The following is a 26,825-nucleotide window of genomic DNA, read 5'->3' as shown; positions in this document are numbered from 1 at the left end:
TCATGGACATCAATGCCGCTCACAGCCTCAAACGCGCGGTTCTCACCGCCGCCCATCGCATCGGCCTCTTCCTGGCCATGGCCACCATCTGCCTGCCGGGCCTGTGGATCGTTCTCTCCTCGCTTCGGCCGACGGTCGAGATCATGGCCAAGCCGCCGGTGTGGATACCGCGCGAGCTCTCCTTCGATGCCTATGTCGCCATGTTCTCCGGCGTTGGCCAGGGCGGCATTCCGGTGCTCGACTATTTCAGGAACTCGCTGATCATTTCCGTCACCTCGACAGTGATCGCGCTCGCCATCGGCATGGCCGGCGGATATGCCTTCGCGCGCTACCGCTTCCGCTGGAAGACCTCGATCTTCCTCGGCTTCATGCTGACGCGCACGGTGCCGGGCATCGCGCTGTCGTTGCCGCTCTTCTTCGTCTACGCCAAGCTCGGCATCATCGACACGCATTTCGGTCTCATCATGGCCTATGTGGCGCTCAACGTGCCCTTTACGGTGTGGCTCATCGACGGCTTTTTCCGCCAAGTGCCGAAGGACTTGGCCGAAGCCGCGCAGATCGACGGCTGCACGCGCTGGCAGGCCTTCTGGCAGGTGGAGTTTCCGCTTGCCCGGCCCGGCATCGCCTCGGCCGGCATCTTCGCCTTCCTTATTTCGTGGAACGAATTCGCGCTGGCCTCGCAACTCACGCGCTCGACCAATTCCAAGACCCTGCCCGTCGGGCTGCTCGACTATACGGCCGAGTTCACCATCGATTGGCGCGGCATGTGCGCGCTGGCCGTGGTGATGATCGTCCCGGCGCTGACCCTCACCTTCATCGTCCAGAAACATCTCGTGTCCGGCCTCACCTCCGGCGCGGTCAAAGGATAGACCATGGCACCCGTTTCCCTCAGCAAGCTCGTCAAGCGCTACGGTTCGGTTGAAGTGGTGCACGGCATCGATCTCGACGTGGCCGACCGCGAGTTCATCGCCCTTGTCGGCCCCTCGGGCTGCGGAAAATCGACCACGCTCAGGATGATCGCCGGGCTGGAAGACATTTCTGGCGGCGAAATCCGCATCGGCGGCACGGTGGTCAACGACCTGCCGCCGCGCGCGCGCAACATCTCGATGGTGTTCCAGTCCTACGCGCTCTATCCGCACATGACAGTGGCCGAAAACATGGGCTTCTCGCTCAAGATCGCCGGCAAGGACAAATCCGTGACCGAAGAGCGCGTCGCCGAGGCGGCGCGCACGCTGGGCCTGGAAGCCCTTCTCGACCGCCGCCCCTCGCAGCTTTCCGGCGGCCAGCGCCAGCGCGTCGCAATGGGCCGGGCGATCGTCCGCGATCCGGAGGTCTTCCTGTTCGACGAGCCCTTGTCGAACCTCGACGCCAAGCTGCGCACGCAGATGCGCACCGAGATCAAGAAGCTGCACGCCAAGGTGCAGTCGACCGTCGTCTACGTCACGCACGACCAGGTCGAGGCGATGACACTGGCCGACCGCATCGTCATCATGCGCGACGGTCATATCGAGCAGGTCGGCACCCCGGAAGAGGTGTTCCAGCGCCCTGCCACGCACTTCGTCGCCGGCTTCATCGGCTCGCCGCCGATGAACCTGCGCGAGGCCGTCGTCGATGACGGCAAACTGGCCTTCGGCGAGGACGCCACTCTGCCCCTGCCGGCACAGTTCCGCGACCGGGTGACGGCCGGACAGAAGGTCGTTTTCGGGCTGCGGCCGGACGATCTCTACCCGTCCGGCCACGGCATCCATTCGGGCGAGGCCCACGAGGTCCACGAAATGGAGCGCACCGTCTCCATTACCGAGCCGCTGGGCAACGAGACGCTGGTCTTCGCCGGTTTCGGCGGGACGGAATGGGTTTCGCGCATGCTCAATCCGCGCCCAATGAAAGCGGGCGAGCCGGTAAAGCTCTCCTTCGACCTTTCGCAGGCCCATCTCTTCGATGCCGAGACGGGCAGGAGCCTGAGAGTCTGAACATGGCCCGGATCGAGAAAGTCGAGTTGCGCATGGTCGACCTTGTTCCCAAGGTCGAGCGCACCGACGCCATTCAGAGCTTCGTCAGTCAGGAAACGCCGATCGTCACGATCACGGATGCAGACGGCGCGTCGGGCACCGGCTATTCCTACACGATCGGTACCGGCGGCTCCTCGGTCATGCGGCTTCTGGCCGACCATCTGGCGCCGCGCCTCATCGGCCGCGACGCCGACTGCATCGAGGCGATCTGGCACGATCTCGAATTCGCCACCCACGCCACGACCATCGGCGCCATCACCGCGATCGCCCTGGCGGCGGTCGACACGGCACTGTGGGATCTGCGGGCGAAAAAGCAGGGCCTGCCGCTTTGGAAACTGGCCGGCGGCGCCCGCGAGCGCGCACCGCTCTACACGACCGAGGGCGGCTGGCTGCATATCGAAACGCAAGCACTGGTCGAGGACGCGCTGGCGGCGAAGGCGCAGGGTTTCACCGGTTCCAAGGTCAAGATCGGCAAGCCCTCGGGTTCGGAAGATTTCCGCCGGCTCGAAGCCGTACGCGATGCGCTTGGCGACGACTACGAGATCATGACCGACTGCAACCAGGGCTTCTCGCTCGACGGGGCGATCCGGCGCGCCGAGCGCCTCAAGCCGCTCGATCTCGCCTGGATCGAGGAGCCGCTGCCGGCCGACGATATCGACGGCCATGTGCGACTTTCGCGGTCCACTTCTACGCCGGTCGCCGTCGGCGAGTCGCTCTACTCGATCCGTCATTTCCGCGAATACATGGCGCGCGGCGCCTGCTCGGTCGTGCAGGTCGATGTCGGCCGCATCGGCGGCATCACGCCGTGGCTGAAGGTGGCACATGCGGCCGAAGCCTTCGACATTCCGGTCTGCCCGCATTTCCTGATGGAGCTGCATGTCAGCCTGGTCTGCGCGGTGCAGAACGGCCGCTATGTCGAATATATCCCGCAGCTCGACGACCTGACGGCAACCCGGATGCGCGTGGAAAACGGCCAGGCGATCGCGCCCACGGAGCCCGGCATCGGCATCGACTGGGACTGGGATGCCGTCAAGGCGAAGAGCATCGCCGAATTCACGAAAGAGATCAGAGCTTAAGGGAGGATGACATGCAGCGCATGGGAATGGTCATCGGTCTCGATCCGGAAAAGGTCGCCGAATACAAGCGCCTCCACGCCGCCGCCTGGCCCGAGGTGCTTGCCATGATCTCGGCCTGCAACATCAGGAACTATTCGATCTTCCTGAAGGAACCGGAAAACCTTCTCTTCGGCTACTGGGAATATCACGGCACCGACTTCGAGGCCGACGCAGCGAAAATGGCCGCCGATCCGAAGACGCAGGAATGGTGGGCCGTGTGCATGCCGTGCCAGGTTCCGTTCGAAACGCGCCAGGACGGCGAATGGTGGGCGATGATGGAGGAGGTCTTTCATCATGACTGAGATGCGCAATCGCTCCCTCCCCCTTGAGGGGAGGGTGGCCGCGAAGCGGCCGGGTGGGGTCGTTGCGGCAATGCACGGCGCTCTCATCTCGGCCGTCGAACCGGAAGGTCGGCGCGCGGCCGCACGCACCCCCTCTGGCCGCTTCGCGGCCATCTCCCCCTCAAGGGGGGAGAGGAGGTCAGCGCCATGACCTTCGACCCGACCACGCTTGCCCAATCCTGGCCTTTGCCATCCAAACCGCGCCCGATCGTCACCTTCGGCGCCGGCTCCATCGTCGGCGATGCGCATTTTCCCGCCTATCGCAAGGCAGGCTTTCCCGTTGCCGGCCTTTACGACCCGGACCGCTCGAAGGCGCAGAAGCTGGCCGAAGAATGGGGCGTCAAGGCCTTCTCCTCGGTCGAGGAAGCGGTGGCCGTCGAGGGCGCGATCTTCGACCTCGCGACACCGCCGGCCGCCCACGCCACGGTGCTCGAAGCGTTGCCGGATGAGGCCGCGGCGCTGATCCAGAAGCCGATGGGAAGCGACCTCGACGGGGCGACCCGTATTCTCGAGATCTGCCGGCGCAAGAACCTCAAGGCAGCGGTCAATTTCCAGCTTCGCTTCGCGCCGATGGCCCTGGCACTGAAGGATGCCATCGCCAAGGGCTGGCTCGGCGAGGTGGTCGATTTCGACGCCTGGCTGGCGCTCGCCACGCCCTGGCAGCTCTGGCCCTTCCTCAAGGGCCTGCCGCGCATCGAGATCGCCATGCATTCGATCCATTACCTGGATCTCATTCGTCAGGTCCTGGGCGATCCGCAAGGCGTGCACGCGAAAACGCTCGGCCATCCCAACCACGATGTGGCGCAGACCCGCACCAGCGCCATCCTCGACTATGGCGACGATGTGCGCTGCGCGCTGTCGATCAATCACGATCATGATTTCGGCCGAAAATACCAGGCCTGCGAGTTCCGCGTCTGCGGCACGGAGGGCGCGGCCTATATGCAGCTCGGCGTCAATCTCGACTATCCGCGCGGCGAGCCGGACATACTCGAGATCCGGCCGAAAGGCGGCAGCGAATGGGTGAACGTGCCGCTTCAGGGCACCTGGTTCCCCGACGCCTTCGTCGGCCGGATGGCCAATCTGCAGCGATACGCCGCCGGCGAGGATGCCGAGCTCGTCAGCTCGGTCGCCGACGCCTGGAACACCATGGCGCTGGTCGAGGCCGCCTACCGCTCGAGTGCGGCTCCCGCCACGCCGCTTGCAAAGAGGCCCTGATGGAAATCACCACCTTTTTCGAGGATTACGAGATCGGCTCGGGCCGCATGAGCTACGGGCGCACGATCACCGAGACGGATTTCGTCGTCCATGCCGGCCATACGGGCGATTTCTTCCCGCATCACATGGATGCGGAATTCATGAAGGCGTCCGAATTCGGCGGGCGCATCGCCCACGGAACAATGGTCTTTTCGATCGGCGTCGGGCTGACGGCGAACATCATCAATCCGGTGGCCTTTTCCTACGGCTACGACCGGCTGCGCTTCGTGCGGCCCGTCTTCATCGGCGACACGATCCGCACGAAGACGACCATTATCGCCAAGGAGGACGATCCCAAGCGGGCCGATGCCGGCCGCGTCTTCGAGCGCTGCGAGGTCTTGAACCAGAAGGACGAAGTCGTGCTCGTGGCCGACCACATCTACGTGGTCGAGCGCCGAGACAAGGCGGCCTGACCAACAACAGCAAGGACGAGAGATGAGCCAACTTCAGGGAAAGAGCGTGTTGATCACCGCGGCCGGACAGGGCATCGGCCGCGCCAGCGCGCTGGCCTTCGCGCGGGCCGGCGCCAAGGTGCACGCGACCGACATAAACGAAGACTTGCTGGCCGCGCTCAAGGGTACGGACGGCATCGTCATGCATCGGCTCGACGTGCTCGATGCTGAGGCCGTCGCCTCGGTGGTCTCCGGGATCGGAGCGGTCGACGTGCTCTTCAACTGTGCCGGCGTGGTGCATTCGGGCTCGGTGCTGGAGATGACGGACGCCGAGCTCGACTTCGCCTTCGATTTGAACGTCAAGGCGATGGTGCGCACCATTCGCGCCGTGCTGCCGGGCATGCTCGCGCGCGGCGACGGGGCGATCATCAACATGTCGTCGGTTGCCTCGAGCATGAAGGGCGTGGCGAACCGCTGCGCCTATTCGACAACCAAGGCGGCGGTGATCGGCCTGACCAAGGCCGTCGCCGCCGACTATGTCGGCATGGGCATACGCTGCAACGCCATCTGCCCCGGAACCGTCGACAGCCCTTCGCTGCAGGAGCGGCTGAAAGAAACCGGCGACTACGAGGCGGCCCGCCAGGCCTTCATCGCCCGCCAGCCGATCGGCCGCATCGGCACGGCGGACGAAATCGCCGACCTCGCCGTGCACCTTGCCGGCGCCACCTATACCACCGGCCAAGCCTACGCCATCGACGGCGGCTGGACCATCTGACTCCCAACCCGAGGACCTCACCATGAAACTTGTTCGCTATGGCGCGCCTGGCGCGGAAAAGCCCGGCCTTATCGATAATGACGGTAAGCTGCGCGATCTTTCCGGCCGCATCGCCGACGTTGCCGGGGCGGCGCTTTCGCCGGAAAGCCTCGCCACCCTTTCGGCCGTCGACCCGTCGAACCTGCCCGCGGTCGACGGCAATCCGCGTCTCGGCCCCTGTGTGGTCGGCACCGGAAAGTTCATCTGCATCGGCCTCAACTATTCCGACCATGCCGCCGAAACCGGCGCAGCCGTGCCGCCGGAACCCATCATCTTCATGAAGGCCACCTCGGCGATCTGTGGGCCGAACGACGACCTCGTCATTCCGCGTGGCTCGCAAAAGACCGACTGGGAAGTCGAGCTCGGCGTCGTCATCGGCAAGACGGCGAAATATGTCAGCGAAGCCGACGCGCTCGACTACGTGGCCGGCTACTGCACGGTGCACGACGTCTCCGAGCGCGCCTTCCAGATCGAGCATGAAGGCCAGTGGACCAAGGGCAAATCCGCCGACACGTTCGGCCCGACCGGCCCGTGGCTGGCGACGAAGGACGAGATCGCCGATCCGCAGAATCTGCCCATGTGGCTGAGGGTCAATGGCGAGACGATGCAGGACGGCTCGACCAGAACCATGATCTACGGCGTGGCGCATCTGGTCTCCTACCTCTCCCGCTTCATGTCGCTGCAGCCCGACGACATCATCTCCACCGGCACCCCGCCTGGCGTCGGCATGGGGATGAAGCCGCCGCGTTATCTCAAGCCAGGCGACGTCGTCGAGCTCGGCATAGAGGGTCTGGGCAGCCAGAAACAGACCTGCGTGGCAGACGAATAGCAAGACCAGAGGCCAGCCCGTGACCCGCATCACTGACCTGAAAACCCACGACATCAGATTTCCCACGTCGCAGTCGCTCGACGGCTCCGACGCGATGAACCCCGACCCGGACTATTCGGCCGCCTATGTCGTTTTGCAAACGGACCGGCCGGGGCTCGAAGGACACGGGCTGACCTTCACCATCGGCCGCGGCAACGACATCTGCTGCGCGGCGATCGAGGCGATGCGCCATCTCGTCGTCGGGCTCGATCTCGACTGGATCAAGCAGGACCCCGGCCGCTTCTGGCGCCACGTCACCAGCGACAGCCAGTTGCGCTGGATCGGCCCCGACAAGGGCGCCATGCATCTGGCCACCGGCGCAGTCGTCAATGCGGTCTGGGACCTGTGGGCGAAAGAAGCGGGAAAGCCGGTTTGGCGGTTGGTCGCCGAGATGAGCCCTGAAGAGATCGTCGGGATCGTCGACTTCCGTTACCTCACCGACGCGCTGACACCGGAGGAAGCGCTGGCGATCCTGAAACGCGCCGAGCCGGGCAAGGCGGAGCGCATCGCCGCGCTCGAGGCGGAAGGCTACCCCTGCTACACGACCTCGGCCGGCTGGCTCGGCTATTCCGATGACAAGCTGCGCCGGCTGTGCCGGGAAGCGGTCGATGCCGGCTTCAACCATGTCAAGCTGAAGGTCGGCCGCGATCTGGAGGACGACAAGCGCCGGCTGACGATTGCCCGCGAGGTGCTCGGCCCGGACCGCCATTTGATGATCGACGCCAACCAGGTGTGGGAGGTCGGCGAGGCGGTCGACTGGGTCAAGGCACTCTCATTCGCCGATCCCTATTTCATCGAGGAGCCGACGAGCCCCGACGACGTGGCCGGGCACAAGAGGATTCGCGAAGCGGTCGCGCCAGTGAAGGTGGCGACCGGCGAGATGTGCCAGAACCGCATCATGTTCAAGCAGTTCATCGCCGAGGGCGCGATCGACGTCGTGCAGATCGATTCCTGCCGCATGGGCGGGCTCAACGAAGTGCTGGCGGTGCTTTTGATGGCGGCAAAATACGACCTGCCGGTCTGGCCGCATGCCGGCGGCGTGGGGCTTTGCGAATATGTGCAGCATTTGTCGATGATCGATTTCGTTGCCGTTTCGGGCACCAAGGACGGCCGGGTGATCGAATATGTCGATCACCTGCACGAGCATTTCCTCGAACCCTGCGTCATCCGCGACGCGGCCTATATGCCGCCGCAAAAGCCGGGCTTTTCCATCGAGATGAAGCCCGAAACGATCAGGACCTATGCCGTGTCGGGATAGGGTTGCAGTCTACTCACCGTGCACCGCCGCGGCGGTGCACGCCGTCTGCATGGATGAGACGGCCCGCCCACGATCTGGTTGGCGGGCCGTTCAGTTCACGCGCGCTCAGGCGTGTGCGTGCGGGTTATGGCGATAGTCCCAGACAGCCCAGGCCGACATGCCGGCAACGAGCACGCCGACCAACAGATGGGTCCACATCGCGCCCGTGACTTCCGCGAATCCCAGGATCCAGGGCGACACGATCAGCCACACCCCAAGCACCAGATTGACCCATTCTTCCCATTCCGCGAACACCGAGAGCGTCGCGACCGCCAGGGCGCCGAGTACTATGCCGACGATCCAGGCATTCCATGCCGGCGCGGCGGCAAATCCGACGACCCAGGGCGAGATGAACAGGGCAATCGCGAGGACCAGATTGATCCAGTCCTGCGCCTTCGTTCCTTCCATCGGTGCATTTGCCATGACAACCTCCACAAATGAAGCTGCACAAAGCCATGCGTGCCAAGCACGCAACTGAAAGATAGTTTCATATGCAACGACGTTCAAGAGTGCCGCCTGATTGCCGGCACCTTCGAACGCCGCCCTCCTGTCCTCCGGCTACATCAGAACCGATGGCAGCCAGGTCGCGATGGCCGGGAAGATCATGATGATCGCCATGGCGACGACCTCGACCACCGTATAGGGCAGGATCGAGCTGTAGATGTCGCCCATGGTGATGCCCTTGGGCACAATCCCCTTGAGGTAGAAGAGGTTGAAGCCGAAGGGCGGCGTCATGTAGCCGATCTCCATGTTGATGATGAACAGGATGCCGAACCAGACCGGATCGAAGCCGGCCTCCACGACGAGCGGCACGACGACCGGCAGCATGATGAGCATGATGCCGAGCGGGTCGAGCACCATCGCCAACAGGAAGATGACGAACTGGACGACGATGATCATGCCCCACGGACCGCCGGGGATCATCGCGACCCATTCCTGCATCATCGATTTCGCGCCCATGAACTGATAGGCGGCCGAAAAGGCGTGCGCGGCGAACAGGATCCACATGATCATGCCCGTCAGGCGGAAGGTGCGGATCGAGGCGTCGCGGATCAGCGCCCAGTCGAGACGGCGATGCACCGCCGCCGAGATCAGCGCGCCGGCAACGCCGAGCGCGGCGGCTTCCGTCGGCGTGGCGATACCGGCGATGATCGAGCCCAGCACCATCACCGCGATCAGGATCGGCAGGATCACCGAGCGCAGGGCACGCAGCTTTTCGGGCCAGGAGGCGCGATCCTCCTTCGGCAATGCGGGACCGAGCTCGGGCTGCACGAGACAGCGCAGGCCGATATAAAGGGCCAGCATGACGGTCAGCAAAAGGCCCGGCAGGATCCCCGCGGTGAACATCTTGCCGACCGAAACGCCGGTGATCAGCGAATAGAGGATCATGATGACGCTTGGCGGTATGAGGATGCCGAGCCCGCCGCCGGCATTGATGCAGCCCAGCGCCAGCTTCTTGTCGTAGCCGCGCTCGAGCATATTGGGCAGCGCGATCGTTCCCATGGCCACGACCGCGGCGCCCGAAATGCCGCACATGGCGGCGAAGATGGCGCAGATGCCCACCGTGCCGATGGCGAGGCCGCCGCGCATGCCGCCCCACCACAGATACATCATGTCGTAGAGGTCCTTGGCCACACCGGTTCGCTCCATCACCATGGCCATGAAGACGAAGAGCGGGATCGCGATCAGCGTGAAGCTGTTCATCGTCCCCCAGACCTGCGAGGTGACCATGTAGAAGGCGAGCGGCCCGCGGTCGAAATAGAGGAAGACGACCGACACGCCGCCCAGCACGAAGGTGAGCGGTAGGCCAAGCAGCAGAAAGAAGAGCAAGGCGCCGAAGAAGAGAAGGGTGACGAGTTCGATGCTCAACGGGCGTCTCCGGACAATCCGGCGCAGCGGCCGGCAGGCGATGAAAAGCTTTCGTCAGACCTTCTCGATGGTCTCCGTGGGGGATGCGGTCTGTGCCGGGGCACCATGGAGCACGATGCGCACGTCCTCGATCAGCTTGGCGAGCGCCTGCAGGAGGAGCAATCCGGCAGCAATGGGGATCAAGAGCTTGAGCGGCCAGATCGGCTGCTTCCAGGCCGAGATCGAGCGTTCCATGCGGCCGACCGATTCCACGGCCATCGAGGTCGCAAAGTAGAGGAAAGCGCCGAGAAAGCAGAAGGTCAGGACCGAGGTGAAGATATCGACCGCCGCCTGCCGGCGCGGCGTCAGCCTCGAGCTCAATATATCGACATTGGCGTGGCCGCGATGCAGCAGCAGATAGCCGCCCGACAAGAGCGCATAGGCGCCGAACAGCATCTGCGCGCTCTCGCCCAGCCAGACCGTTGGCGAGGCCATGCCGTAGCGCATGAAGACCTCGGCCAAGAGCAGCACGAATATGGGCAGGATCAGAAAGGCGGCGAGCCAGCCGACCTTCTCGTTCAGCCAGCTCACGCCGCGCACGAACCGCTCGAGGATCGTCATCGCCGGCATCCATTGCCGTGGGACAAATATGGCAATGCCGGCCACGGCGCCGACCCGCATTGCCGTCGCTGCCGCCTGCGCGTCATGGACGAGACGGCCATTCAGTAGCCGAGCGCGGCACGGAAATCTTTCAGCTTCTGCAGCGCCTCGGCCGCCTTCTCACCCTTCTCAGCCTCCTTCTCCCAGAAAGAGAGCGCCGTCTCGGCGAGCTGTTCCTGCACGGCCTCGGGCAGCATCAGGGTCTGGACATCCTGCTCCTTCTGCGCCTTGGCGAGCGCCAGCCGTTCCTTGTACTGGTACTCGTTGGTGCGGAACCAGAACTGCTCTTCCAGCGCCGCCATGAGGGTCTGGCGCACGTCCTCGGGCAGCGCGTCGATCGCTTCCTGGTTGATGACGAAGGCATCCGTGGCCGCGATGTTGAGCGGCGGCAGCACATGGTATTTGGCGACCTCGTACAGCCCCATGCTCATCGCCCCCTGGGCCGCGCCCCAATGCGCACCGTCAACGACCCCCGTCGACAGCGCCGGATAGAGCTCTGGGCCGGAAACGTATGTTGCCGCCGCCCCGGCGGCGGTCAGGAACTCCTGCAGAGCGCCGGAGGAGCGGATCTTGAGGGAGCGAAAATCATCCATGTTTTCGATCGGCTTGGTCACCACCATCTCGGTCGGATAGACCTTGTCGGTGGAATAGAAGACGCCATGCTCGGCCGCCTCTTCGCGCAGCATATCCTCCAGCCCGATATTCTTCTGGAAATAGGCCGCCTCCCAGACATCCTTGAATGCGAAGGGCAAGCCGGAGGCGATGCCGGCGACCTCGATGAGGTCGGTCACATAGGCCGGCGAGATGGTGCCCATCTCGATGGCCCCGCGGCTGACGGCATTGAAGATGTCGCTGGCCGGGAACAAGGCGCCCGCCTCGTGCAGTTCCAGCACCAGCCGGCCGTCCGTGCGTTCCTCCAGCGTCTCCTTCAGCCGTTCGAGACTGTCGGTGAAGGAACTGCTGGCACCGGGCCAGTGGCTCTGCACCTGCCAGGTCGTGGTCTGGGCCGAGGCCGGGACGGCAGCCAGACCCGTAAAGGCAACTGATAGGGCAGCCGCAACGGCCGCGGTGACAGCGGAAAACTTCATCATCGATATCCTCCCATACGCCGGAGCGCCGGCTGGCACGCATCCGCACTGGTCTGCTTGACCTATTTCTGCATTGCGGAATTATATTCTGTCATTGAAAACTTTAGGCGAAGGCCGCTTCGGGTGTCAACGGGCGCGGCGGACCGGGCAAGCCGCGAGGCAAGGAACAAGGCACAATGAGAAAACGCGCGAACCCGGCCGACAGGCCGGCAGTTGAGGCCAACGACGCCGAGGATCGGCAATTCGTCACCGCGCTGCACCGCGGCCTGGAAATCCTGCGCTGCTTCAAGCCGACGGACCTTGCCGGTCTCGGCAATGTGCAGCTTGCAGAGCGCACCGGCCTGCCCCACTCCACCGTCTCGCGGCTGACCTATACGCTGACCGCGCTCGGCTATCTCCTCTATGACACGGAGACGGCCCGCTACCGGCTCGGCATTCCGGTTCTCGGCCTCGGCTATGCATGCCTGGCCGGTCTCAAGGTGCGCGAGACGGCGCGCGAATATATGCGCGAGATGGCGCAGCGAGCGGGCGAGAACCTGCTCGTCGCGCTCGGCGGCCGCGACGATCTCACCATGGTCTACATCGCCTGCGCGCGTTCAAAGGGCATTGTCTCGTTGCAGCTCGATGTCGGCTCGCGCATATCGCTCGGCCGCTCAGCCATGGGCCGGGCCTATCTCGCCGGGACCAGCGAGGAAGAGCGCGCGCGGCTGATGCAGCAGATCCGTGCCAGGGCAGGAGAAGCGGCGTGGCCGGCGCTCGAAGCCGGCATCGAGGACGCCGTGCGCCAGGTGCGCGAAAAGGGCTTCTACACCAATCTCGGCGAATGGAATTCGGGGGTCAACGCGGTCGCCGTGCCCTACCGGTCGGCCTATTCCGACATGCCGCTGATGGCGTTCAATTGCGGTGGGCCGGCCTTCCTGCACACACAGAAGGCGCTGGAGGAAAAGATCGGTCCGCTCCTGGTCGACCTGGTGCGCACGGTCTCCCTGGCAAACGGCGATGCGTAGAACATGTCCCGCTCAAACGGAATCGTTTGAGCGAAAGGTTCCAGCATATTGATCTGCGCGCATATCTTTGCTTCAAACGTTTCCGTTTGAAGCGAATGCGCGCTAGCCGGCCCCGTAAGCGGATCGGGATGACCGCTCTTTCGGGGCCGGCTCTCGGCGGGCATTGCCTGCATCAATATTCGTCGTGCAGCTTCACCCAGCTCATCGTGCCACCGGTTTCGTTGCGGCCCTTGGGCGTAAGGTCGAGCCAGCTGAAGGCGCCGATGAGCGGCTCGTCTCCACGGGCGTAGGTCGAGTAGGTGTGGAAGATGTCGCCGCCGTCATCTCTGGTGAAGATGCTCGTGCCGTGCATGTCTTCGCTGTTTTTGATCACCGTGCCGTAATTGTAGATCGCACGGCCGCCGGCGAGGTCCTCCTTCTTGAACGACACGCCGAAATCGAAATTGAAGTCGCTGCCGTGCGAGGAAAACCAAGGGAAGGTCCAGCCCATGCGCTTCCTGACCTGTTCGATCTGCTCGAGCGGCGCACGCGAGACCGCGGCGAATGCCAGGTCGGCCTGCTCGAAATGCTGGCGTGCGGCATCGATATGGTCGGAGATGAAGGAACAGCCTGGGCAGATATGGTCGGAACCCGGGGCCAGCATGAAGTGATAGACGGCGAGCTGGCTGCGGCCGCCGAACAGGTCGCCGAGCCCGCATTCGCCCTCGGGCCCTTTGAAGACATAGGGCTTGTCGATCCTGACCCAAGGCAGTTGCCGGCGCTCGGCGCGCAATGCGTCGAGCTCATGGGTCAGGGCGCGCTCCTTGGCCAGCAATGCCTTGCGGGCGGAAAGCCATTCATCGCGTGAAACGATCGCGTTCATCGTCAGTCTCCTTCGGTTTGGGTTGCCGTGTGGGCGAGGCGCCGCGGACGGCCGGAAGCGAGCTTCAGCCATGGCGGCAGGTGGAAAAGGCTCATCAGCAGATACATCCAGGCCATGCCGCCGATCGGGAGCATGTCCGGCATCGCGGAACAGATGGCACCGCGGGGCGCGTCGACCGCCACGATCCATGCCATCAGCCCGAATGTCGGCGCGGCCGCGAGGCCGAGCCACCTTGCCATGCCTGGCGCCCATTCCGTACGCCCGACGTGCCACTTTGCCTTCAAGGGTGTTGCCATTTCCGGTCTCCCGATCGACTTTGCGATGTCCTGCCGCTGCAGAACCGAGTGAGACGCTACGACGGGAGGGACCGGGGGTGAGAGTGACAAGTGTGACGGGATTTCGATGGACTCGCTGATTACCGCATCGGCACGAGCGCTGGCCGCGGGCGACCCGCTGGCGGCGCTCAAACGCGTCGCGCTGCGCGACGATGCCCCCGCGCTCGCCCTGCGCGGTATCGCGATGGCGCAGCTCGGCGAGTTCGCCCGCGCCCGGGAACTGCTGCGCAAGGCCGCGCGTGCCTTCGAGCCCCGGGAAGCCAGGGCGCGTGCGCGGTGCGCCGTTGCCGAAGCGGAGATCGCGCTCGTCTCGCGCGACCTGGGCCGGCCCGTCCAGGGCCTTGACGCGGCGCGGGCGACGCTCGAAGCGCATGGCGACCGTGCCAATGCCGCCCATGCCGGCTATCTCGAGGCCCGGCGGCTTTTGCTGATCGGGCGGCTCGACGAGGCCGAGCAGACACTCGACGGCTACGACGCCGATGCGCTTGCGCCGGCATCACGGGCCGGGCATGAGCTGGTCGCCGCGGGCATAGCGATGCGGCGCATTCGCGCCAAGCCGGCACGCGCCGCGGTCGACCAGGCCGCGCTTGCCGCGCGCAAGGCGGCAATTCCAGCACTTATGGCCGAGGTCGAGCGCGCGGCACATGCCCTCGAGGCGCCTGCCGCGCGGCTGATCACGCGCGAGAGGAACCGATTGCTTCGCCTCGACGAAGTCGAAGCCGTGCTGGCATCGGAGGGACTGGTTGTCGACGCCTGCCGCAACGTCGTGCGCGCCGGAGCAACCGTGATCCCGCTCGCCAGCCGCCCGGTGCTGTTCGCGCTGGCGCGTACGCTGGCAGAAGCCTGGCCCGAAGACGCCTCGCGAGAGATGCTTCTTGGACGTGCCTTCCGTGCAAGGGACGCCGACGAATCGCACCGGGCACGGTTGCGCGTCGAGATCGGCCGGCTGCGCAAGGCGCTGCGAGACGTGGCCGGCGTAGAGGCGACGAAGAAGGGTTTCGTGCTGGTCCTCGCCGCAACCGGCACGGTCGGCGTGCTGGCACCGCCGGTGGAAGGGGATCACGCCGAGGTTCTGGCGCTGCTCGCCGACGGCGAAGCATGGTCGAGTTCGGCGCTGGCGCTTGCCCTCGGCATCAGCCCGCGCACGGTGCAGCGGGCGCTGGAAGCACTCGCCGAGACCGGCAAGGTCGAATCGTTCGGCCGCGGACCCGCCCGCCGCTGGATCGCGCCGAACGTGCCGGGTTTCCCGACAAGCTTGTTACTCCCCGCCCCGCTGGCGAACGGCTAGGCCGTGTGGACAGTTATGGATTGGAGCGTGGTATGAGCGAAAATCGTTCGGTTGCCGACGCCCCACACGATAGGATCAGGACATGAAACGCACAGCCGCCGAAATCATTCGCGAATACGGCCCCTTCTCCGGCATCGACAGCGTCGGCGGGGTCAGTTTCGACGGGCGCCGGGTCTGGATCGCCGCCGGCGACACGCTCAACTCCCTCGACCCGGAAAGCGGGGAACTGCAGGGCGCGTTCGACCTCCCCGCGCATGCGGGAACGGCGTTCGACGGCCAGCACCTGTTCCAGATCGGCGAAGCGGTGATCCGCAAGATCGATCCGGAGACCGGCGAGACACTCGCCACCATACCGGCGCCCGGCGACGGCGCGGATTCGGGGCTCGCCTGGGCCGAAGGAACGCTCTGGGTCGGCCAGCACCGCGGCCGCCGGATCTACCAGGTCGATCCCGAAACCGGAGCCGTGCTGAGAACGATCGAATCCGACCGTTTCGTAACCGGCGTCACCTGGGTCGACGGAGAGCTTTGGCACGGCACATGGGAGGACGACGGCAGCGATGTCAGGCACATCGATCCCACGACGGGAGAGGTGCTGGAGAGCCTCGAAATGCCGGCCGGGACCGGTGTCTCGGGGCTCGAATCGGATGGGGCCGACCGGTTCTTCTGCGGCGGCGGAGACAGCGGAATGGTGCGAACCATCCGCCGGCCGAAACGCACTGCTGCGGCTTCCTGAACGACGCGTCGACGACGCAGATTGTCTTGGTCACAGGCCCGCCAGGATCCGGTCGGCGCGTTCGCCCGCCTCATCGGGACCGGGGTCGAGCGCGAGCGCGGCCAACTCCTCCTGCCACAGCGCGGTTGCCGCCGCCATGCGGTCCGGCAGGCCGAGTTCGCGCAGCGTGGCGGCGACTTCGCGCATTTCGGCGGCGCGGCGCGCGCCATGCACCATCATGCGCTCCAGATTGTATGCCGAGCGTTTTTGCCAATCGATGCCGGGATCGGAGGATTGGAGCGAGGCGAGGACCGCGCCTTCCACCCCGGCCCGGCGCGCGGCGAGGATGCATTCGGCGGTCAATGCCTCGATGCCCTTGACCATCACCGAGCGCAGCATCTTGATCGAGGAGGCATCGCCCACCTTGTCGCCGGCCGCGCGCAGGTCCATGTCGAGCGGGCCCAACGCCGCGATGGCTTCGCCTGCGTGAGGGCCGGCCAGGAGCGCCGGCGTGCGGTGCAGCCGCGGATGGACCGGCGCCATGATCGCCATATCCACATAGCGCCCGCCGGCCTCCTCGACCACCTTTGCGGCGGCCCGTTTCGTGCCCGGCGCGCAGGAGTTTCCGTCGAGCCACAACAGGCCCGGCGGCAGATGCGGTGCGGCCGTCTTCGCCGCCACCAGCGCCTGGTCGGCCGTCACCAGGCAGAAGGCGACCTGCGCTTCGGCAAGCGCCGGCGCGGGCTCCGCATGACAGGCAAGCGCCAGCGCACCCGCCGCCTCTTCCATCGCCGGAGCCTCAAGCGGGTCGGCGGCCTTTATGTCATGGGCTGCGATCCGGCCCGCGCCTTTTTCTCCCCATCCGGCAACGAAGGCCCGGGAGGCCTCGCCGAAGCCGATCATGGCAATGCGCGGAAAACTCTTCATCTGAGCGGCTCCCTGCTTTTCGACCGGCCGACACATCGGCGGCGGCATTTGCGTATATTTATAGGCGCTTGGATGTATAATCGCACAATTGGCGGCTATTTGATTCCCTACAACGTCTCGAACCGGATTGTCGGGCCGTCGCGCAAACTTTAGAGTATGTCCCGCTCAAACCGAATCGTTTGAGCGAAAGGTACATGCTCCAACATATTGATCTGGCGCGCATATCTTTGCTTCAAACGTTTCCGTTTGAAGCGAATGCGCGCTAAGCGGCTGACGGCCGGTGAGGAGGAGCAGGCAAAGATGCGGCGCGAAAGCGGAATGCGCAAGATCACCGATCGGGACATCTCACTGACCTTCGCGAAAGGCATGGGTGTGCTGAAAGCCTTCGACACGTCGTCGACACATTTGACCCTCCCCCAGATCGCGCGAACGACCGGACTGGACCGCGCGACCGCCAGACGACTGGTTCTGACGCTGGTTCACCTGGGCTATGTGAAGCAGGAGGATCGCGTCTTCTCGCTGACGCCGCGCATTCTGGTGCTGGCCAGCGGCTTCCTGCAGGCGCGTCAGTTCGGAAAAACCATCGATCCCGTCCTGCGCTCGTTCTCCCAGCAGATTTCCGACGGCATCTCCATGGCGATGATCGACGGGCTGGAAGCGGTTTACGTCGCCCATGCCGGTGCCGACTCCAGGCCGGCAAGCATCGGCTTCACGCTCGGCAGCCGGGTGCCCCTGCTGCACACGGCGATCGGCCGGGCGCTGGTATCGTCCTGCCCGCCGGAGCAAGCGCGGCATCTGACCGAGAACGCCCCGCTGGAGCGTTTCACCGACAGCACGGTGCTCGACCGCGAGACAATCTCCGCCGACATCGCTTCGACCTCGAAACGTGGCTATGCCTTCGTCGACGGGGAGTTCGAGGCCGGCGTGGCCGCCCTGGCGACACCGGTCAGGTCCGACAGCGGCGAAATCGCCTCGCTCGGCATCTCTGGCAACAGTGCCCGGCTCATGGACGAGAACTATCGCAACATCGCCATCGACACGTTGCGCGAATGCTCGAAAGCCGTCGCCGGGCTGATTTGAACTTCGCGCCCGCGCGCCTCAGTGAATGCCCACGCCGATATAGGTCTCGATGAGGTCGCGGTCGGCCCTGAGGGCCGAAACCGCCCCCTCCCACGCGATCTGGCCGCGTTCGATGATGATGGCGTCCTCACCGAAGACCAGAGCCCGTTCGATCTGCTGCTCGACCAGAATGATGCTGATGGCGCGTGACGATGCCAGTTCCGTGATCGTGGACATGAGTTCGTCGCATATGATCGGAGCCAGGCCTTCAAGCGGCTCGTCGAGCAGCAGGATCGACGGGTGGCCAAGAAGCGTGCGGGCAATGGACAGCATCTGCTGCTCGCCGCCCGATAACTGACTGCCAAGATTGCGGCGGCGTTCGGCGAGCCGCGGGAACAGTTCGTAGGCCTCGTCAAGCCGTGCATCGCTGCCGGCGCGGATACCGGTGCTCAGGTTTTGCTCGACGGTCAGCGACTGGAAGATGTCGCGTGTCTGGGGCACATAGCCGAGGCCCATCATGGCGCGCCGCGATGTCTTCCTTCCGGAAAGCGCCTCTTCGCCGAGTGCTATCGTCCCGCCATGCTGGGTGCACAATCCCATGACGGCGGAAAGCAGGGTGGTCTTTCCCACGCCGTTGCGGCCCAGAACGACCAGCTTGCGGCCCGCCGGCACCTCGAAACTCACATTCGAGATGATCCGGGTCGGCCCGTAGCCGGCCGTTAGGTCGGTCACCTTAAGCGGAACGGCGGTCATTGGCGTAACTTCCCAGATATGCGCTGCGCACCTCGTCATTGGCGGCCACCGTGTCCGGCGTGCCGTCGCAGATGAGCTTCCCGTTCGCCAGGACCAGAACCCTGGAGGCGAAACGGAAGACGAGATCGATGTCATGCTCGATCATCAGGACCGCTATGTCTGCCGGCAGCGCCGCTATGGCGTCCAGCACGCGATGCGTTTCCTCATGCGGAATGCCGGCCGCCGGTTCGTCGAGAAGCAGGACCTTCGGCTTCAGGGCGAGCGCCATGGCGATCTCGACGAGGCGCTGTTCGCCATAGGCCAGAACGCTGACGGGATCGTAGGCACGGCTTTCGAGGCCGGTGACCTGAAGGATGCGGGTCCACTCGTCGCGTATCTCGGGCCGTTGCGTGGCCGAGGAGAGAAAGCCCATCGCCAAACCTTTGCGCTGCAGGAGCGCAAGCGCCACGTTGTCGGCCACGCTCAAGGTCTGGAACAGGCGCGTGATCTGGAAGGTGCGCACGAGACCATGGCGAACGCGATGCGATATCCCTGTATGCGTGACGTCTTCGCCCTGCAGAAGAATGCGTCCGGACGACGGATTGAGATTGCCCGTGACGAGATTGACCAGCGTCGTCTTGCCGGCACCGTTCGGTCCGATCAGGCCGACCCGGTCTCCGGTTTGCAGGGTGAACGATACTTCCTGCGTGACCTTGAGCCCGCCAAACGACATCGAGACGTCGTCGAGTTGCAGCAGCGCGCTCATTGCGACACCCGGGACTTGCGGAATTTCGCCATCGCGGAAGCAAAGGCGGAATAAAGCCCCTTCGGGGCGAACAAGGTGATCAGGATCAATGTTCCCCCGACGATCGTCATCCAGTGGAACGGATTGGTCGAGCCCACAAAATGCCCGAAGATCTGGAAGAGGATCGATCCGAAGACGGCGCCCAACAGATGACCGGCGCCGCCGACCACGAGCATGACCAGGGCTTCGGCCGACATCTCGAAACTGACGCTGTGAAGGCTGACGACCCCGACATTGATCGCTGACAAGGCGCCGCCTACCCCGGCGACGGCGCCCGACACGCCATACATGACGATCAGACGCGGGTAGACCGCGGTTCCGATCATGCGCGCGCGCAGCGCATCGTCGCGGATCCCGCGGCACATCAGCCCGAATGGCGATTGCACGAATCTGAGGAGAAGGGCGAGGACCACCGCGAGGACGACCAGCGAGAAGCCGAAGGACGTGCGGCCGAAGATGTCGAACTCGAAGACGCCGAGCACCGCCGAAGGCGCGAATCCGGCCAGACCGTCGCTGCCGCCCGTGAATTGCGCGAGCTTGTTGGCCAGCGCCGCGACGAGCTGTCCGAAGGCAATGGATATGACCAGTTGCGGCAGCGCCGAGAAGCGGGAAATCAGCACGCCCGATACCAGCCCCATCAGCGCGCCGGCGATGATGCCGACGCCCAGCAGCATGACAGGATCCGTTATTCCCGCCAGGCAGGCATTACCCACCGCATAGGCGGCAACCCCGAAGATCGCCGCCTGGCCGAGCGTGACAACGCCGGCATAGCCGGTCACCAGGTCCAGCGACAGCACCAGGAAGGTCACCGCGATGATGCGCGTCAGCAGCGCCAGATCAAAGGGGAAGACGAGATAGCCGATGAGCCCGAGCGCAGTGACGACGGCAAACGCCGTCACTTCGTATCTGACCCAGCCTGGCAGGCGGGGCGCGCCCGCCGCCGTCGTTGTGCCGATGGCGGTCATTTGCGGGCTCCAAGCAGACCGTGAGGAAATATGAAGACGACGAGAATGACCGTCAGATAGAAGAAGAAATCGCCGAATTCGGGCGCCATATACTTGCCCGCGGTGCTGGCCAGTCCGAGAACCAGAGAGGCCGCGAGCGCGCCCAGGATCGAGCCGGCCCCGCCTACCGAGACCACGACCAGGAATATGACCATGTAGCGCAGTGCGTAATAGGGCTCGATGGGCAGCAACTGCGCGCCAAGAACGCCGCCGAAAGCCGCCAACCCGACCGCCAGCGCGAATGTGGCCGCGTAGAGAATCTCGGTTCTTATGCCGAGGGATTCCGCCATGGCGGCGTTGTCCACGGTCGCCCTGATGCGCGTGCCGAACTGCGTCTTGTCGAGGAGGAACCAGAGCCCGAGAGCCGTGATGGCGCCGCAGGCGATGACCAGAACGTAATGCGCCGGCACCATGCGAAATCCGATATCGAGCGGCCCGCTGAGCGCCTCGGGCAGGGGAATCGGCTTCGAGGTCGGGCCGAAGACGGTGTTGGTGATGCCGATGATGAAGAAGGTGAGACCGATCGTCATCAGGATCTGCCGGAAGGCGTCGGCGTTTCGGTAGAGGCGCCGGTAAAGCAGGAATTCCAGCGGCATCAGGATCGCAATCGTTCCGAGCACCGCCACGAGCGTGGAAAGCGCAAAGCCCGCGCCGGCTTCGCGCAGCATGTAGGAGGCGATGTACCCGCCAATCATCGCGAACGCGCCGTGAGCCAGGTTGACGACGCGCGCCAGCCCCATCATCACCGACAGGCCGATGGATATGATGAACAGCACCATTCCGAAGGCGAGCGCGTCAATCGCTATGCTGAGTATCGTGATCATTGGGAAGCGTTCATTCGAAAGGGATGTTCGTGCCCGGCTTGTGCCGGCCGTTCAAGAAGGAATCCGGAGCCGGGAAGGGCGACGGGCGATGCGGGAAAATCCGGCGCCAAAGGCCTCGCACGGCGTGCCCCCGCGACAAGTTTGTCGCGGGGGCGGCTCGCTTGTTACTCGGCCAGTCCCCAATCGGGCTGGGCCTCGAACGTCTGCGTTTCCTTGTTGATGAAGGTGTCACCCTCCTTGGCGACCTCGCGCAGATAGACGTTCTGCTTGATGTGGCGGGTTTGCGGGTCGATGGAGACCGGGCCGCGCGGGCTTGCCCAACTCATCCCCTTGACCGCCTCGATGGCCGTGTCCGGATCCTGCTTGCCATCCGTCGCCTCGATCATCTCATAGATCAGGCGCGCGCCGTCATAGGCCGCAACGGCGGTCATGGTCACCTCGCCGGGCTTTGCGCCAACGGTCTTCATCGCTTCGAGAAACGCCGCGTTTTCCGGCGAATCGTGCGACACCGCATAGTGATAGGTCGACAGGATGCCAAGCCCCGCCTCGCCAATGGCCGGCAGATCGGGCTCGGTCACAACGTCACCGGTGGACAGAAGCTTGATGCCGTCGGCCTTCAGGCCGTTGTCGATATAGGCCTTGACGAAGGCGAGCGTGGGCGGTCCGGAAGGCAGGAAGGTAAAGATGGTGTCGGCACCGGAATCCTTGATGCGCTGCATGATCGGACCGAAGTCCGTCGTGCTGAGCGGCATGTTGACTTCCTCCACGACTTCGCCGCCCATTTCCTCGAACGTCGCCTTGAATGCGTCACGGGCGTCGTGGCCTGGACCGTAATCGCTGACCGCGATGGCAACCTTGTCGGAGCCCATATCCTTGGCGACCTTTGCCGCCGGCACCGTGTTCTGCCACATGGTGAAGGAGGTGCGCACGATATAGGGGCTCTTTTCCACGATCGAGGAGGTCGCGGCATTCATCACGACGAGCGGCACCTTGCCCTGCGCCAGCAGCGGGGCGGCGGCCATTGCATTCGGCGTGAAATAGGTGCCGGCCAGATACTGCACGCGATCCTTGACGATGAGTTCCTGCGCCAGAGCCTTCGACTTGGCGGGATCCGGGCTTTCCTCGTCACGGAAAATGAACTCGACCTTGTGGTCGCCGACCGTGTCGCCGTTTTCTGCAACCCAGGCGTCGATGCCCCATTTGAAGTTTTGGCCAAAAAGGGCGTAAGGCCCCGACATCGGACCGATGACGCCGACCTTGATCGTGTCGGCGTGAGCCACCGACACGACGGCGCTGGCGACCAGGGCCCCTAGAATGCGTCCAAGCGAATGCATGTGTATCTCCCATTGCTGCCATGCACAGACTGCGACAGGCGCAGCTTTGCGGTTGCTGGAAACGAAACCGGCATCGTCCCGGATATCGGGCCGGAATGCGCCGCCTTCGTAACTCAAATCTCCGGCTCTTGCCCCTCGGCGCTCCGAAACGGCCCGGTGAAAGCGGCCGCCTTCACCGACAATTCGTATAGCGCTCAGTTGTGCGACTATATTGCATTTTTCCCGCTACGCAATGTTTGTCCGCCATCACAGTGATCAATTTGTGCAAATTTTCGCATTTAAGTTCGATTATCGCGCAGAATTCGTTTATGTCGGCTGATGCAATACAATTGTCACCGACCGGGAACCGAACCACAATTTCCATCTGCGCGGTATGCGCAGAGCACGCATTGCAGGTTTTCAGCCACGCGATAATTCGACGAGGATCAGTTGGAACACAAAACCGAATGGCGCCAGGCGAGCCTCATCATCCTATCCGGCATCATCGGCGCCGCGCAGATCGGCAAGGCCGCAATCGCGGTGCCGCTGATCCAGGCCGATCTGCAGCTGACGCTGTTTGCCGTCTCGTGGATCGTAAGCGCCTACGCCATCCTCGGCGCATTCGGGGGCATGGCGGCCGGGTTCGTGGTCTCCCTATTCGCCATACGCCGCGTGCTGGTCGGCGGGCTGCTTCTCATTGCGCTGGGCAATGTCTGGGGCGCGACGAGCTTCGGCATGGCCGGCATGCTCGCCTCGCGCGCGCTCGAGGGCGTGGGCTTCCTTCTGGTGGCCATTTCCGGGCCGACGCTGATCCGCACGGTCGCCAACGACCGGGACCGGCCGCTCATCCTGGGCCTGTGGTCGGCCTATATTCCCGTCGGGGCGGCGATCATGATGCTCGCCGGACCGCTGATCATGCAGGGTGACTGGCGCGTTCTGTGGTTTTTCAATGCCGCCATATCCGCAATAGCGGCATTGCTGGTCCAAAGGATCATCCCGCTCGCGCCGCCGACCCGGCGTGAAGCGGACCAGGCGTTGTTCTCAGACGTTGTTGCGGTTCTTCGCAGGAAAGAGCTGCGCCTTCTCGCCCTCGCCTTTCTGCTCTACGCGATCCAGTATTTCGCGCTCGCCACGTTTTTGCCGATCCTGCTTACGGACCGGCTCGGCTTCTCGCTCGCACAGGCGGGAATGATTTCGGCGCTCGCCTTGACGATGAACGCCGCCGGCAACGTCATTGCCGGACTGTCGCTGAAACACGGGATCTCGCTGTTCGCGATCATGACGGCCGCCTTCGCCACCGTCGGCATAAGCGGCTTCGGGATCTTTCTCGATATCTCCCCCACCCTGCTGGTCGCCGTCGCTTCAGGGATATGTCTCGGCGTCGCCGCACTGTTGCCCGCAGCAATCATCTCCACAGTGCCGCAATACGCCCCCACGCAGCGCAAGCTCGCGCTGGGCATGGGCATGATCCAGCAATCGTCGGGCTTCGGTCAGATGATAGGGCCGGCGCTGATCGCGTTCTGGGTCGAGCGGTACAGCTGGAACGGCGTTCCATACATGTTTGCCGCGATCGCCCTAACGGGTTTCCTGATCGCCCTCTTCTTCCACAGGCGGCACGGCTGAATGAAATGGCGCTCCCCGGCGCTCGGATCAGAGACGCCGCGCAAGCTCCAGGGCCTCTTCGTCCGGCTGGTCCGCACTGAGATCGACGAGCAGATAGTCCCAGTTGGCCGGAAGCGGCGATGAATGAGATGACGCCTTCGCCGCACGATCTGGCGCCTCGAATCGACGGCCGAAGAGCGCATGCGGGGTGTCATCGGTGTCGCGCCGAATGCCTGAAACGGGCTTGCCCAGCCCCCAGGCCCGGCTGGCCTGCCAGCCGAGCCGGCCGGTGGCTTCCTCGAGCCACGCCTCAAGCGGCCTCGACACATCCCGGCGCGCCAGCGCGACCGTGGCGCGGGCGTTTGCATCGGCTGCCTCGCCGCCAACTCCGATGCCGCGCACGAAGGCCGGCTCGCCGAGACGGGTCGAGGGCGGGAAGGTTTCGGTTTCCTCCCGTCCGTCGACCCAGAACCAGTCTCCCACCCCGGACAGGCGCACACCGTCATCGGCTTGTGTGGCCACCAGCGCCATATCGTCGATCATGCCCGAATAGGTTTTCGGAAGAGACAGCGGAACCGGCGCCGTCGGCGGCAGACCGCGGATGTTCATGACCGGCGCGTGCAGCAGCGTGATCCACATCGACGCAAAGCCGTGACGCGCCATCATCTGCCGCACGCTCTCGCCGAGCGGGAAATAGCCGTCGAGAATGTCCTCGAAGGCGTGACCGGTCACCGGCCACACTGCGCAATCCATCACTGCCATCATTTCACCGACAACTCGTCGCGGCCGCGGCAGCAGATGCCGCCGGCCGACGACATGCGTGTTTTCCCGCTCAGACGGAGGCGTCCCAGGGGCATTCGGCGCGACGTTGCATATCGGCCTGCCAGCTCGCCTCCTTCCAATCGCCCGTCGAGGCGATCGCATCGTTCGACAATGGCCCGACGATCCCGTTCACGGGTCCGGCGCGCATCGGAAGCGCATCTTCCTTGTTGTTTTCGACGGCCTTGATCGCCTTGCGCAGCATCAGGCGGTAACGCACGATCGCCGCGTCGCCGCGGCCCAGATGCTCGCGCGTGCGATCCTGGATGCGGCCCAGCCCTTCGACTGCCCACTGGTCGTGTACGTTGATGTCGAGACCCATGCCCGTATAGGTCAGGGACTTCTGCTCCTCCGGATCGTAGTGATAATTGTTCGACCGGTTCTTCAGCGGCGCATAATCAGGCAGGCGATGTTCCTTCAACCGCTGGGCACGCATGAGGTCCTTGTCGACCGGCTTCGCGAAGCTGGTGAATATCGTGTACCAGTAGCAATTCTCGTCATCGATCGGCACATGCCACTGCGTGATGGTCATCTCGCGCGACATGGGAATGCAGATCGCCTCGGGGAAGATCTGGTTGGTGACACGCACATGGGTCAGATCATTCTCCATGTGGCGCAGCGCCGTGATCTTCAGCCCGAACTCCGTTTCCTCGACCTCGATGTCGGGCCGCGGATATTCGCGCAGGACCTGCGTCATCGGCATGTCGGTGTGCGCCGCCTTGTCGCGAAACTGCTTGCCGTAGCTGTCTTCCGGATCCTCGTCCTGCAGGAAGCGGTGCAGGAAGGAGGCGTGTGCGGGATCGATGCCGACTTCGAGCGCCTGGAGCCAGTTGCACTCCCACAGGCCCTTGAAGGCGAAGACGTGGCTGTCGGGCGCGCGGAAACAGTCGAAATTGGGAAACTCCGGTGCCTCGCCCGGCCCCATATAGGCGAAGACAATGCCCTTCTTCTCGACGACGGGGTAAGTCGGTCCGTCATCGAGCACGTCGATTGCATCGGCATCGGGGTAGAAGGCAGGCGACTCATCCGGCGTCGTCACGCGGGTCTTGAGGACGAGCTCGCCACTCTCGCCGCGCAACAGGACCAGCCTTTCGCCCAGAAGGTTGACCGGCACGACGGGGTTTTCGCCCTGCGCCTCATCGACGAGGGCGGCGGGCTGCCAATAGCGCCGCAAGACGGCACCGGCCGCCGTGCCGGGACCGACGCGGGTGATCTGATCGTTCAATTTCTGGCTGATCATGTCGAACTCCTCCGATCTGATTGTCTCGCACGCCGCGACGCACGAGCGAACAGGGATATTGCCCTATGACTGCTGTGCGTCCGCGAGGCCGGCAATCGCCGGTGGTTCGCCCTCGCCCATATAGGTCAGGATGAAACCGTCTTTTTCCACCACCGGATAGCTGGGCAGCTTGATCGTCTTGTACATGGTGGAGTCTTCCGGTTCCGCCGGCTGCTCGACGCACTGGCCCGTACGGTCGAAGTGCCAGCCGTGAAACGGGCAGCGCAAGCCGTTGTCCTCGCGCCGGCCGAAGCAAAGGTCGGCGCCGCGGTGCGGGCAGTGCCGCCCGATCAGGCCGAGTTCGCCTTCGTCGTCGCGAAACAGCACCAGCCGCTGGCCATAAAGCGTGACCGCAATGACCGGCCGAGGTCCGGCAAGGCCGGCGCTCGCGGCAGCCTTGATCCAGGCGTTCGGTGCCGTCGTTTCCCCGTTGTCGATCTGATCCGTCACATCAGGCCTCATAGCATCGGATTCTCGAAGCTGGTGTCACCGCCACGCTTGACAATACCGCTTTACGTCCAGAATTTTGTGCGATATATGAACTAATGATCGCATAATGAACATATGGCAT

At 64.3% G+C, this 26,825-nt stretch carries 29 protein-coding genes; 14 read left to right on the top strand and 15 right to left on the bottom strand.

All coding sequences use genetic code 11. The annotated features are described in order from the left end of the window. The first annotated feature begins 2 nt into the window (after nt 1-2). The 9 genes from GM909_RS17385 to GM909_RS17345 all read left to right on the top strand — a co-directional run bounded on the left by GM909_RS17385 (nt 3) and on the right by GM909_RS17345 (nt 8,051). Nucleotides 3-869, top strand: a complete 867-nt coding sequence (locus tag GM909_RS17385) for a carbohydrate ABC transporter permease (protein WP_157018130.1) — start codon at nt 3-5, stop codon at nt 867-869. A 3-nt stretch (nt 870-872) separates the two neighbouring features. Then, nucleotides 873-1,970 (top strand): ABC transporter ATP-binding protein, encoded by a 1,098-nt coding sequence (locus tag GM909_RS17380; RefSeq protein ID WP_157018128.1) that lies wholly within the window; start codon nt 873-875, stop codon nt 1,968-1,970. A gap of 2 nt (nt 1,971-1,972) precedes the next feature. Beyond that, nucleotides 1,973-3,085: a mandelate racemase/muconate lactonizing enzyme family protein gene (locus GM909_RS17375; protein ID WP_157018126.1), complete on the top strand. Its 1,113-nt coding sequence runs from the start codon at nt 1,973-1,975 to the stop codon at nt 3,083-3,085. Nucleotides 3,086-3,096: 11 nt separating this feature from the next. Then, a complete protein-coding gene (locus tag GM909_RS17370) occupies nt 3,097-3,426 on the top strand; it encodes an L-rhamnose mutarotase (protein ID WP_157018124.1) in 330 nt (109 codons plus the stop codon). A gap of 186 nt (nt 3,427-3,612) precedes the next feature. After that, nucleotides 3,613-4,680 (top strand): Gfo/Idh/MocA family protein, encoded by a 1,068-nt coding sequence (locus tag GM909_RS17365; protein WP_157018122.1) that lies wholly within the window; start codon nt 3,613-3,615, stop codon nt 4,678-4,680. After that, nucleotides 4,680-5,132 (top strand): MaoC family dehydratase, encoded by a 453-nt coding sequence (locus GM909_RS17360; protein WP_157018120.1) that lies wholly within the window; start codon nt 4,680-4,682, stop codon nt 5,130-5,132. Before GM909_RS17365 ends, GM909_RS17360 begins: the two co-directional genes overlap by 1 nt. Nucleotides 5,133-5,154: 22 nt before the next feature. After that, nucleotides 5,155-5,886, top strand: a complete 732-nt coding sequence (locus tag GM909_RS17355) for an SDR family oxidoreductase (protein ID WP_157018118.1) — start codon at nt 5,155-5,157, stop codon at nt 5,884-5,886. A gap of 22 nt (nt 5,887-5,908) precedes the next feature. Beyond that, on the top strand, nt 5,909-6,754 hold the full coding sequence (locus GM909_RS17350; protein ID WP_157018116.1) for a fumarylacetoacetate hydrolase family protein: 846 nt from the start codon (nt 5,909-5,911) through the stop codon (nt 6,752-6,754). Between the two features lie 19 nt (nt 6,755-6,773). Continuing rightward, nucleotides 6,774-8,051: an L-fuconate dehydratase gene (locus GM909_RS17345; RefSeq protein WP_157018114.1), complete on the top strand. Its 1,278-nt coding sequence runs from the start codon at nt 6,774-6,776 to the stop codon at nt 8,049-8,051. A gap of 105 nt (nt 8,052-8,156) precedes the next feature. Here GM909_RS17345 and GM909_RS17340 read toward each other — a convergent pair whose 3' ends face one another. The 4 genes from GM909_RS17340 to dctP all read right to left on the bottom strand — a co-directional run bounded on the left by GM909_RS17340 (nt 8,157) and on the right by dctP (nt 11,689). After that, nucleotides 8,157-8,513, bottom strand: coding sequence for an SPW repeat protein (locus GM909_RS17340; protein WP_157018112.1), 357 nt, complete (start codon nt 8,511-8,513; stop codon nt 8,157-8,159). Nucleotides 8,514-8,648: 135 nt separating this feature from the next. After that, nucleotides 8,649-9,959, bottom strand: a complete 1,311-nt coding sequence (locus tag GM909_RS17335) for a TRAP transporter large permease (protein ID WP_157018110.1) — start codon at nt 9,957-9,959, stop codon at nt 8,649-8,651. Between the two features lie 54 nt (nt 9,960-10,013). After that, nucleotides 10,014-10,559: a TRAP transporter small permease subunit gene (locus tag GM909_RS17330; RefSeq protein WP_157018108.1), complete on the bottom strand. Its 546-nt coding sequence runs from the start codon at nt 10,557-10,559 to the stop codon at nt 10,014-10,016. 101 nt (nt 10,560-10,660) lie between these two features. Then, nucleotides 10,661-11,689 (bottom strand): TRAP transporter substrate-binding protein DctP, encoded by a 1,029-nt coding sequence (gene dctP, locus GM909_RS17325; RefSeq protein ID WP_157018106.1) that lies wholly within the window; start codon nt 11,687-11,689, stop codon nt 10,661-10,663. 173 nt (nt 11,690-11,862) lie between these two features. Between dctP and GM909_RS17320 the strand changes: the two genes are divergently transcribed. Continuing rightward, nucleotides 11,863-12,693 (top strand): IclR family transcriptional regulator, encoded by an 831-nt coding sequence (locus tag GM909_RS17320; RefSeq protein WP_157018104.1) that lies wholly within the window; start codon nt 11,863-11,865, stop codon nt 12,691-12,693. A gap of 172 nt (nt 12,694-12,865) precedes the next feature. Here GM909_RS17320 and GM909_RS17315 read toward each other — a convergent pair whose 3' ends face one another. Next, complete coding sequence (locus tag GM909_RS17315) at nt 12,866-13,555, bottom strand: DUF899 domain-containing protein (protein WP_157018102.1); 690 nt, start codon at nt 13,553-13,555, stop codon at nt 12,866-12,868. A 2-nt stretch (nt 13,556-13,557) separates the two neighbouring features. Next, nucleotides 13,558-13,851, bottom strand: coding sequence for a hypothetical protein (locus GM909_RS17310; protein ID WP_157018100.1), 294 nt, complete (start codon nt 13,849-13,851; stop codon nt 13,558-13,560). A gap of 106 nt (nt 13,852-13,957) precedes the next feature. On the opposite strand from GM909_RS17310, the gene GM909_RS17305 reads away from it, so the two are divergent. Both GM909_RS17305 and GM909_RS17300 read left to right on the top strand, forming a co-directional pair. Then, the gene (locus GM909_RS17305; RefSeq protein WP_157018098.1) at nt 13,958-15,178 is read left to right on the top strand and encodes an HTH domain-containing protein; all 1,221 of its coding nucleotides are present in this window, start codon (nt 13,958-13,960) and stop codon (nt 15,176-15,178) included. Between the two features lie 82 nt (nt 15,179-15,260). Continuing rightward, a complete protein-coding gene (locus GM909_RS17300; protein WP_157018096.1) occupies nt 15,261-15,911 on the top strand; it encodes a DUF6923 family protein in 651 nt (216 codons plus the stop codon). Between the two features lie 30 nt (nt 15,912-15,941). Here GM909_RS17300 and GM909_RS17295 read toward each other — a convergent pair whose 3' ends face one another. Further along, complete coding sequence (locus GM909_RS17295) at nt 15,942-16,817, bottom strand: NAD(P)-dependent oxidoreductase (protein WP_157018094.1); 876 nt, start codon at nt 16,815-16,817, stop codon at nt 15,942-15,944. A gap of 300 nt (nt 16,818-17,117) precedes the next feature. On the opposite strand from GM909_RS17295, the gene GM909_RS17290 reads away from it, so the two are divergent. Then, nucleotides 17,118-17,897 carry an IclR family transcriptional regulator domain-containing protein gene (locus tag GM909_RS17290; protein ID WP_198174291.1) on the top strand — a complete coding sequence of 260 codons (780 nt, stop codon included), beginning with the start codon at nt 17,118-17,120 and terminating at the stop codon, nt 17,895-17,897. 18 nt (nt 17,898-17,915) lie between these two features. On the opposite strand, the gene GM909_RS17285 is transcribed toward GM909_RS17290, so the two are convergent. The 5 genes from GM909_RS17285 to GM909_RS17265 form a co-directional block, all read right to left on the bottom strand. Further along, a complete protein-coding gene (locus GM909_RS17285; RefSeq protein WP_157018090.1) occupies nt 17,916-18,629 on the bottom strand; it encodes an ABC transporter ATP-binding protein in 714 nt (237 codons plus the stop codon). Further along, nucleotides 18,610-19,374, bottom strand: a complete 765-nt coding sequence (locus tag GM909_RS17280; RefSeq protein ID WP_157018088.1) for an ABC transporter ATP-binding protein — start codon at nt 19,372-19,374, stop codon at nt 18,610-18,612. Before GM909_RS17280 ends, GM909_RS17285 begins: the two co-directional genes overlap by 20 nt. After that, a complete protein-coding gene (locus tag GM909_RS17275) occupies nt 19,371-20,378 on the bottom strand; it encodes a branched-chain amino acid ABC transporter permease (RefSeq protein WP_157018086.1) in 1,008 nt (335 codons plus the stop codon). Before GM909_RS17275 ends, GM909_RS17280 begins: the two co-directional genes overlap by 4 nt. Beyond that, complete coding sequence (locus tag GM909_RS17270; RefSeq protein WP_157018084.1) at nt 20,375-21,241, bottom strand: branched-chain amino acid ABC transporter permease; 867 nt, start codon at nt 21,239-21,241, stop codon at nt 20,375-20,377. The genes GM909_RS17275 and GM909_RS17270 overlap by 4 nt, the downstream gene beginning before the upstream one ends. Before the next feature lie 164 nt (nt 21,242-21,405). Next, the gene (locus GM909_RS17265; protein WP_157018082.1) at nt 21,406-22,575 is read right to left on the bottom strand and encodes an ABC transporter substrate-binding protein; all 1,170 of its coding nucleotides are present in this window, start codon (nt 22,573-22,575) and stop codon (nt 21,406-21,408) included. A 429-nt stretch (nt 22,576-23,004) separates the two neighbouring features. Between GM909_RS17265 and GM909_RS17260 the strand changes: the two genes are divergently transcribed. Then, on the top strand, nt 23,005-24,177 hold the full coding sequence (locus GM909_RS17260; protein WP_157018080.1) for an MFS transporter: 1,173 nt from the start codon (nt 23,005-23,007) through the stop codon (nt 24,175-24,177). Between the two features lie 27 nt (nt 24,178-24,204). Here the strand turns inward: GM909_RS17260 and GM909_RS17255 are convergent, their stop codons facing one another. The 3 genes from GM909_RS17255 to GM909_RS17245 form a co-directional block, all read right to left on the bottom strand. Continuing rightward, nucleotides 24,205-24,909, bottom strand: a complete 705-nt coding sequence (locus GM909_RS17255; RefSeq protein ID WP_157018078.1) for a hypothetical protein — start codon at nt 24,907-24,909, stop codon at nt 24,205-24,207. Nucleotides 24,910-24,988: 79 nt separating this feature from the next. Then, nucleotides 24,989-26,215 (bottom strand): aromatic ring-hydroxylating dioxygenase subunit alpha, encoded by a 1,227-nt coding sequence (locus tag GM909_RS17250; protein ID WP_157018076.1) that lies wholly within the window; start codon nt 26,213-26,215, stop codon nt 24,989-24,991. Nucleotides 26,216-26,278: 63 nt separating this feature from the next. Continuing rightward, nucleotides 26,279-26,704 (bottom strand): Rieske 2Fe-2S domain-containing protein, encoded by a 426-nt coding sequence (locus GM909_RS17245; protein ID WP_235911956.1) that lies wholly within the window; start codon nt 26,702-26,704, stop codon nt 26,279-26,281. Nucleotides 26,705-26,825 lie beyond the last annotated feature (121 nt).

This window comes from Mesorhizobium xinjiangense, from assembly GCF_009749525.1.
In the GTDB taxonomy this organism is placed as follows: domain Bacteria; phylum Pseudomonadota; class Alphaproteobacteria; order Rhizobiales; family Rhizobiaceae; genus Mangrovimarina; species Mangrovimarina xinjiangensis.
Note: the sequence above shows the minus strand (reverse complement) of the source record. Positions and strands in the feature narration are given on the sequence as shown.

What these genes read in the sequence shown, in the direction of transcription:
- GM909_RS17355 (WP_157018118.1), top strand. Translation starts at nt 5,155, where the DNA reads ATGAGCCAACTTCAGGGAAAGAGCGTGTTGATCACCGCGGCCGGACAG.
- GM909_RS17320 (WP_157018104.1), top strand. Translation starts at nt 11,863, where the DNA reads ATGAGAAAACGCGCGAACCCGGCCGACAGGCCGGCAGTTGAGGCCAAC.
- GM909_RS17310 (WP_157018100.1), bottom strand. Translation starts at nt 13,851, where the DNA reads ATGGCAACACCCTTGAAGGCAAAGTGGCACGTCGGGCGTACGGAATGG.
- GM909_RS17300 (WP_157018096.1), top strand. Translation starts at nt 15,261, where the DNA reads ATGAAACGCACAGCCGCCGAAATCATTCGCGAATACGGCCCCTTCTCC.
- GM909_RS17350 (WP_157018116.1), top strand. Translation starts at nt 5,909, where the DNA reads ATGAAACTTGTTCGCTATGGCGCGCCTGGCGCGGAAAAGCCCGGCCTT.
- GM909_RS17375 (WP_157018126.1), top strand. Translation starts at nt 1,973, where the DNA reads ATGGCCCGGATCGAGAAAGTCGAGTTGCGCATGGTCGACCTTGTTCCC.
- GM909_RS17360 (WP_157018120.1), top strand. Translation starts at nt 4,680, where the DNA reads ATGGAAATCACCACCTTTTTCGAGGATTACGAGATCGGCTCGGGCCGC.
- GM909_RS17285 (WP_157018090.1), bottom strand. Translation starts at nt 18,629, where the DNA reads ATGACCGCCGTTCCGCTTAAGGTGACCGACCTAACGGCCGGCTACGGG.
- GM909_RS17385 (WP_157018130.1), top strand. Translation starts at nt 3, where the DNA reads ATGGACATCAATGCCGCTCACAGCCTCAAACGCGCGGTTCTCACCGCC.
- GM909_RS17270 (WP_157018084.1), bottom strand. Translation starts at nt 21,241, where the DNA reads ATGATCACGATACTCAGCATAGCGATTGACGCGCTCGCCTTCGGAATG.
- GM909_RS17265 (WP_157018082.1), bottom strand. Translation starts at nt 22,575, where the DNA reads ATGCATTCGCTTGGACGCATTCTAGGGGCCCTGGTCGCCAGCGCCGTC.
- dctP (WP_157018106.1), bottom strand. Translation starts at nt 11,689, where the DNA reads ATGATGAAGTTTTCCGCTGTCACCGCGGCCGTTGCGGCTGCCCTATCA.
- GM909_RS17305 (WP_157018098.1), top strand. Translation starts at nt 13,958, where the DNA reads ATGGACTCGCTGATTACCGCATCGGCACGAGCGCTGGCCGCGGGCGAC.
- GM909_RS17365 (WP_157018122.1), top strand. Translation starts at nt 3,613, where the DNA reads ATGACCTTCGACCCGACCACGCTTGCCCAATCCTGGCCTTTGCCATCC.
- GM909_RS17330 (WP_157018108.1), bottom strand. Translation starts at nt 10,559, where the DNA reads ATGACGATCCTCGAGCGGTTCGTGCGCGGCGTGAGCTGGCTGAACGAG.
- GM909_RS17380 (WP_157018128.1), top strand. Translation starts at nt 873, where the DNA reads ATGGCACCCGTTTCCCTCAGCAAGCTCGTCAAGCGCTACGGTTCGGTT.
- GM909_RS17255 (WP_157018078.1), bottom strand. Translation starts at nt 24,909, where the DNA reads ATGGATTGCGCAGTGTGGCCGGTGACCGGTCACGCCTTCGAGGACATT.
- GM909_RS17370 (WP_157018124.1), top strand. Translation starts at nt 3,097, where the DNA reads ATGCAGCGCATGGGAATGGTCATCGGTCTCGATCCGGAAAAGGTCGCC.
- GM909_RS17250 (WP_157018076.1), bottom strand. Translation starts at nt 26,215, where the DNA reads ATGATCAGCCAGAAATTGAACGATCAGATCACCCGCGTCGGTCCCGGC.
- GM909_RS17290 (WP_198174291.1), top strand. Translation starts at nt 17,118, where the DNA reads ATGCGGCGCGAAAGCGGAATGCGCAAGATCACCGATCGGGACATCTCA.
- GM909_RS17295 (WP_157018094.1), bottom strand. Translation starts at nt 16,817, where the DNA reads ATGAAGAGTTTTCCGCGCATTGCCATGATCGGCTTCGGCGAGGCCTCC.
- GM909_RS17275 (WP_157018086.1), bottom strand. Translation starts at nt 20,378, where the DNA reads ATGACCGCCATCGGCACAACGACGGCGGCGGGCGCGCCCCGCCTGCCA.
- GM909_RS17280 (WP_157018088.1), bottom strand. Translation starts at nt 19,374, where the DNA reads ATGAGCGCGCTGCTGCAACTCGACGACGTCTCGATGTCGTTTGGCGGG.
- GM909_RS17315 (WP_157018102.1), bottom strand. Translation starts at nt 13,555, where the DNA reads ATGAACGCGATCGTTTCACGCGATGAATGGCTTTCCGCCCGCAAGGCA.
- GM909_RS17340 (WP_157018112.1), bottom strand. Translation starts at nt 8,513, where the DNA reads ATGGCAAATGCACCGATGGAAGGAACGAAGGCGCAGGACTGGATCAAT.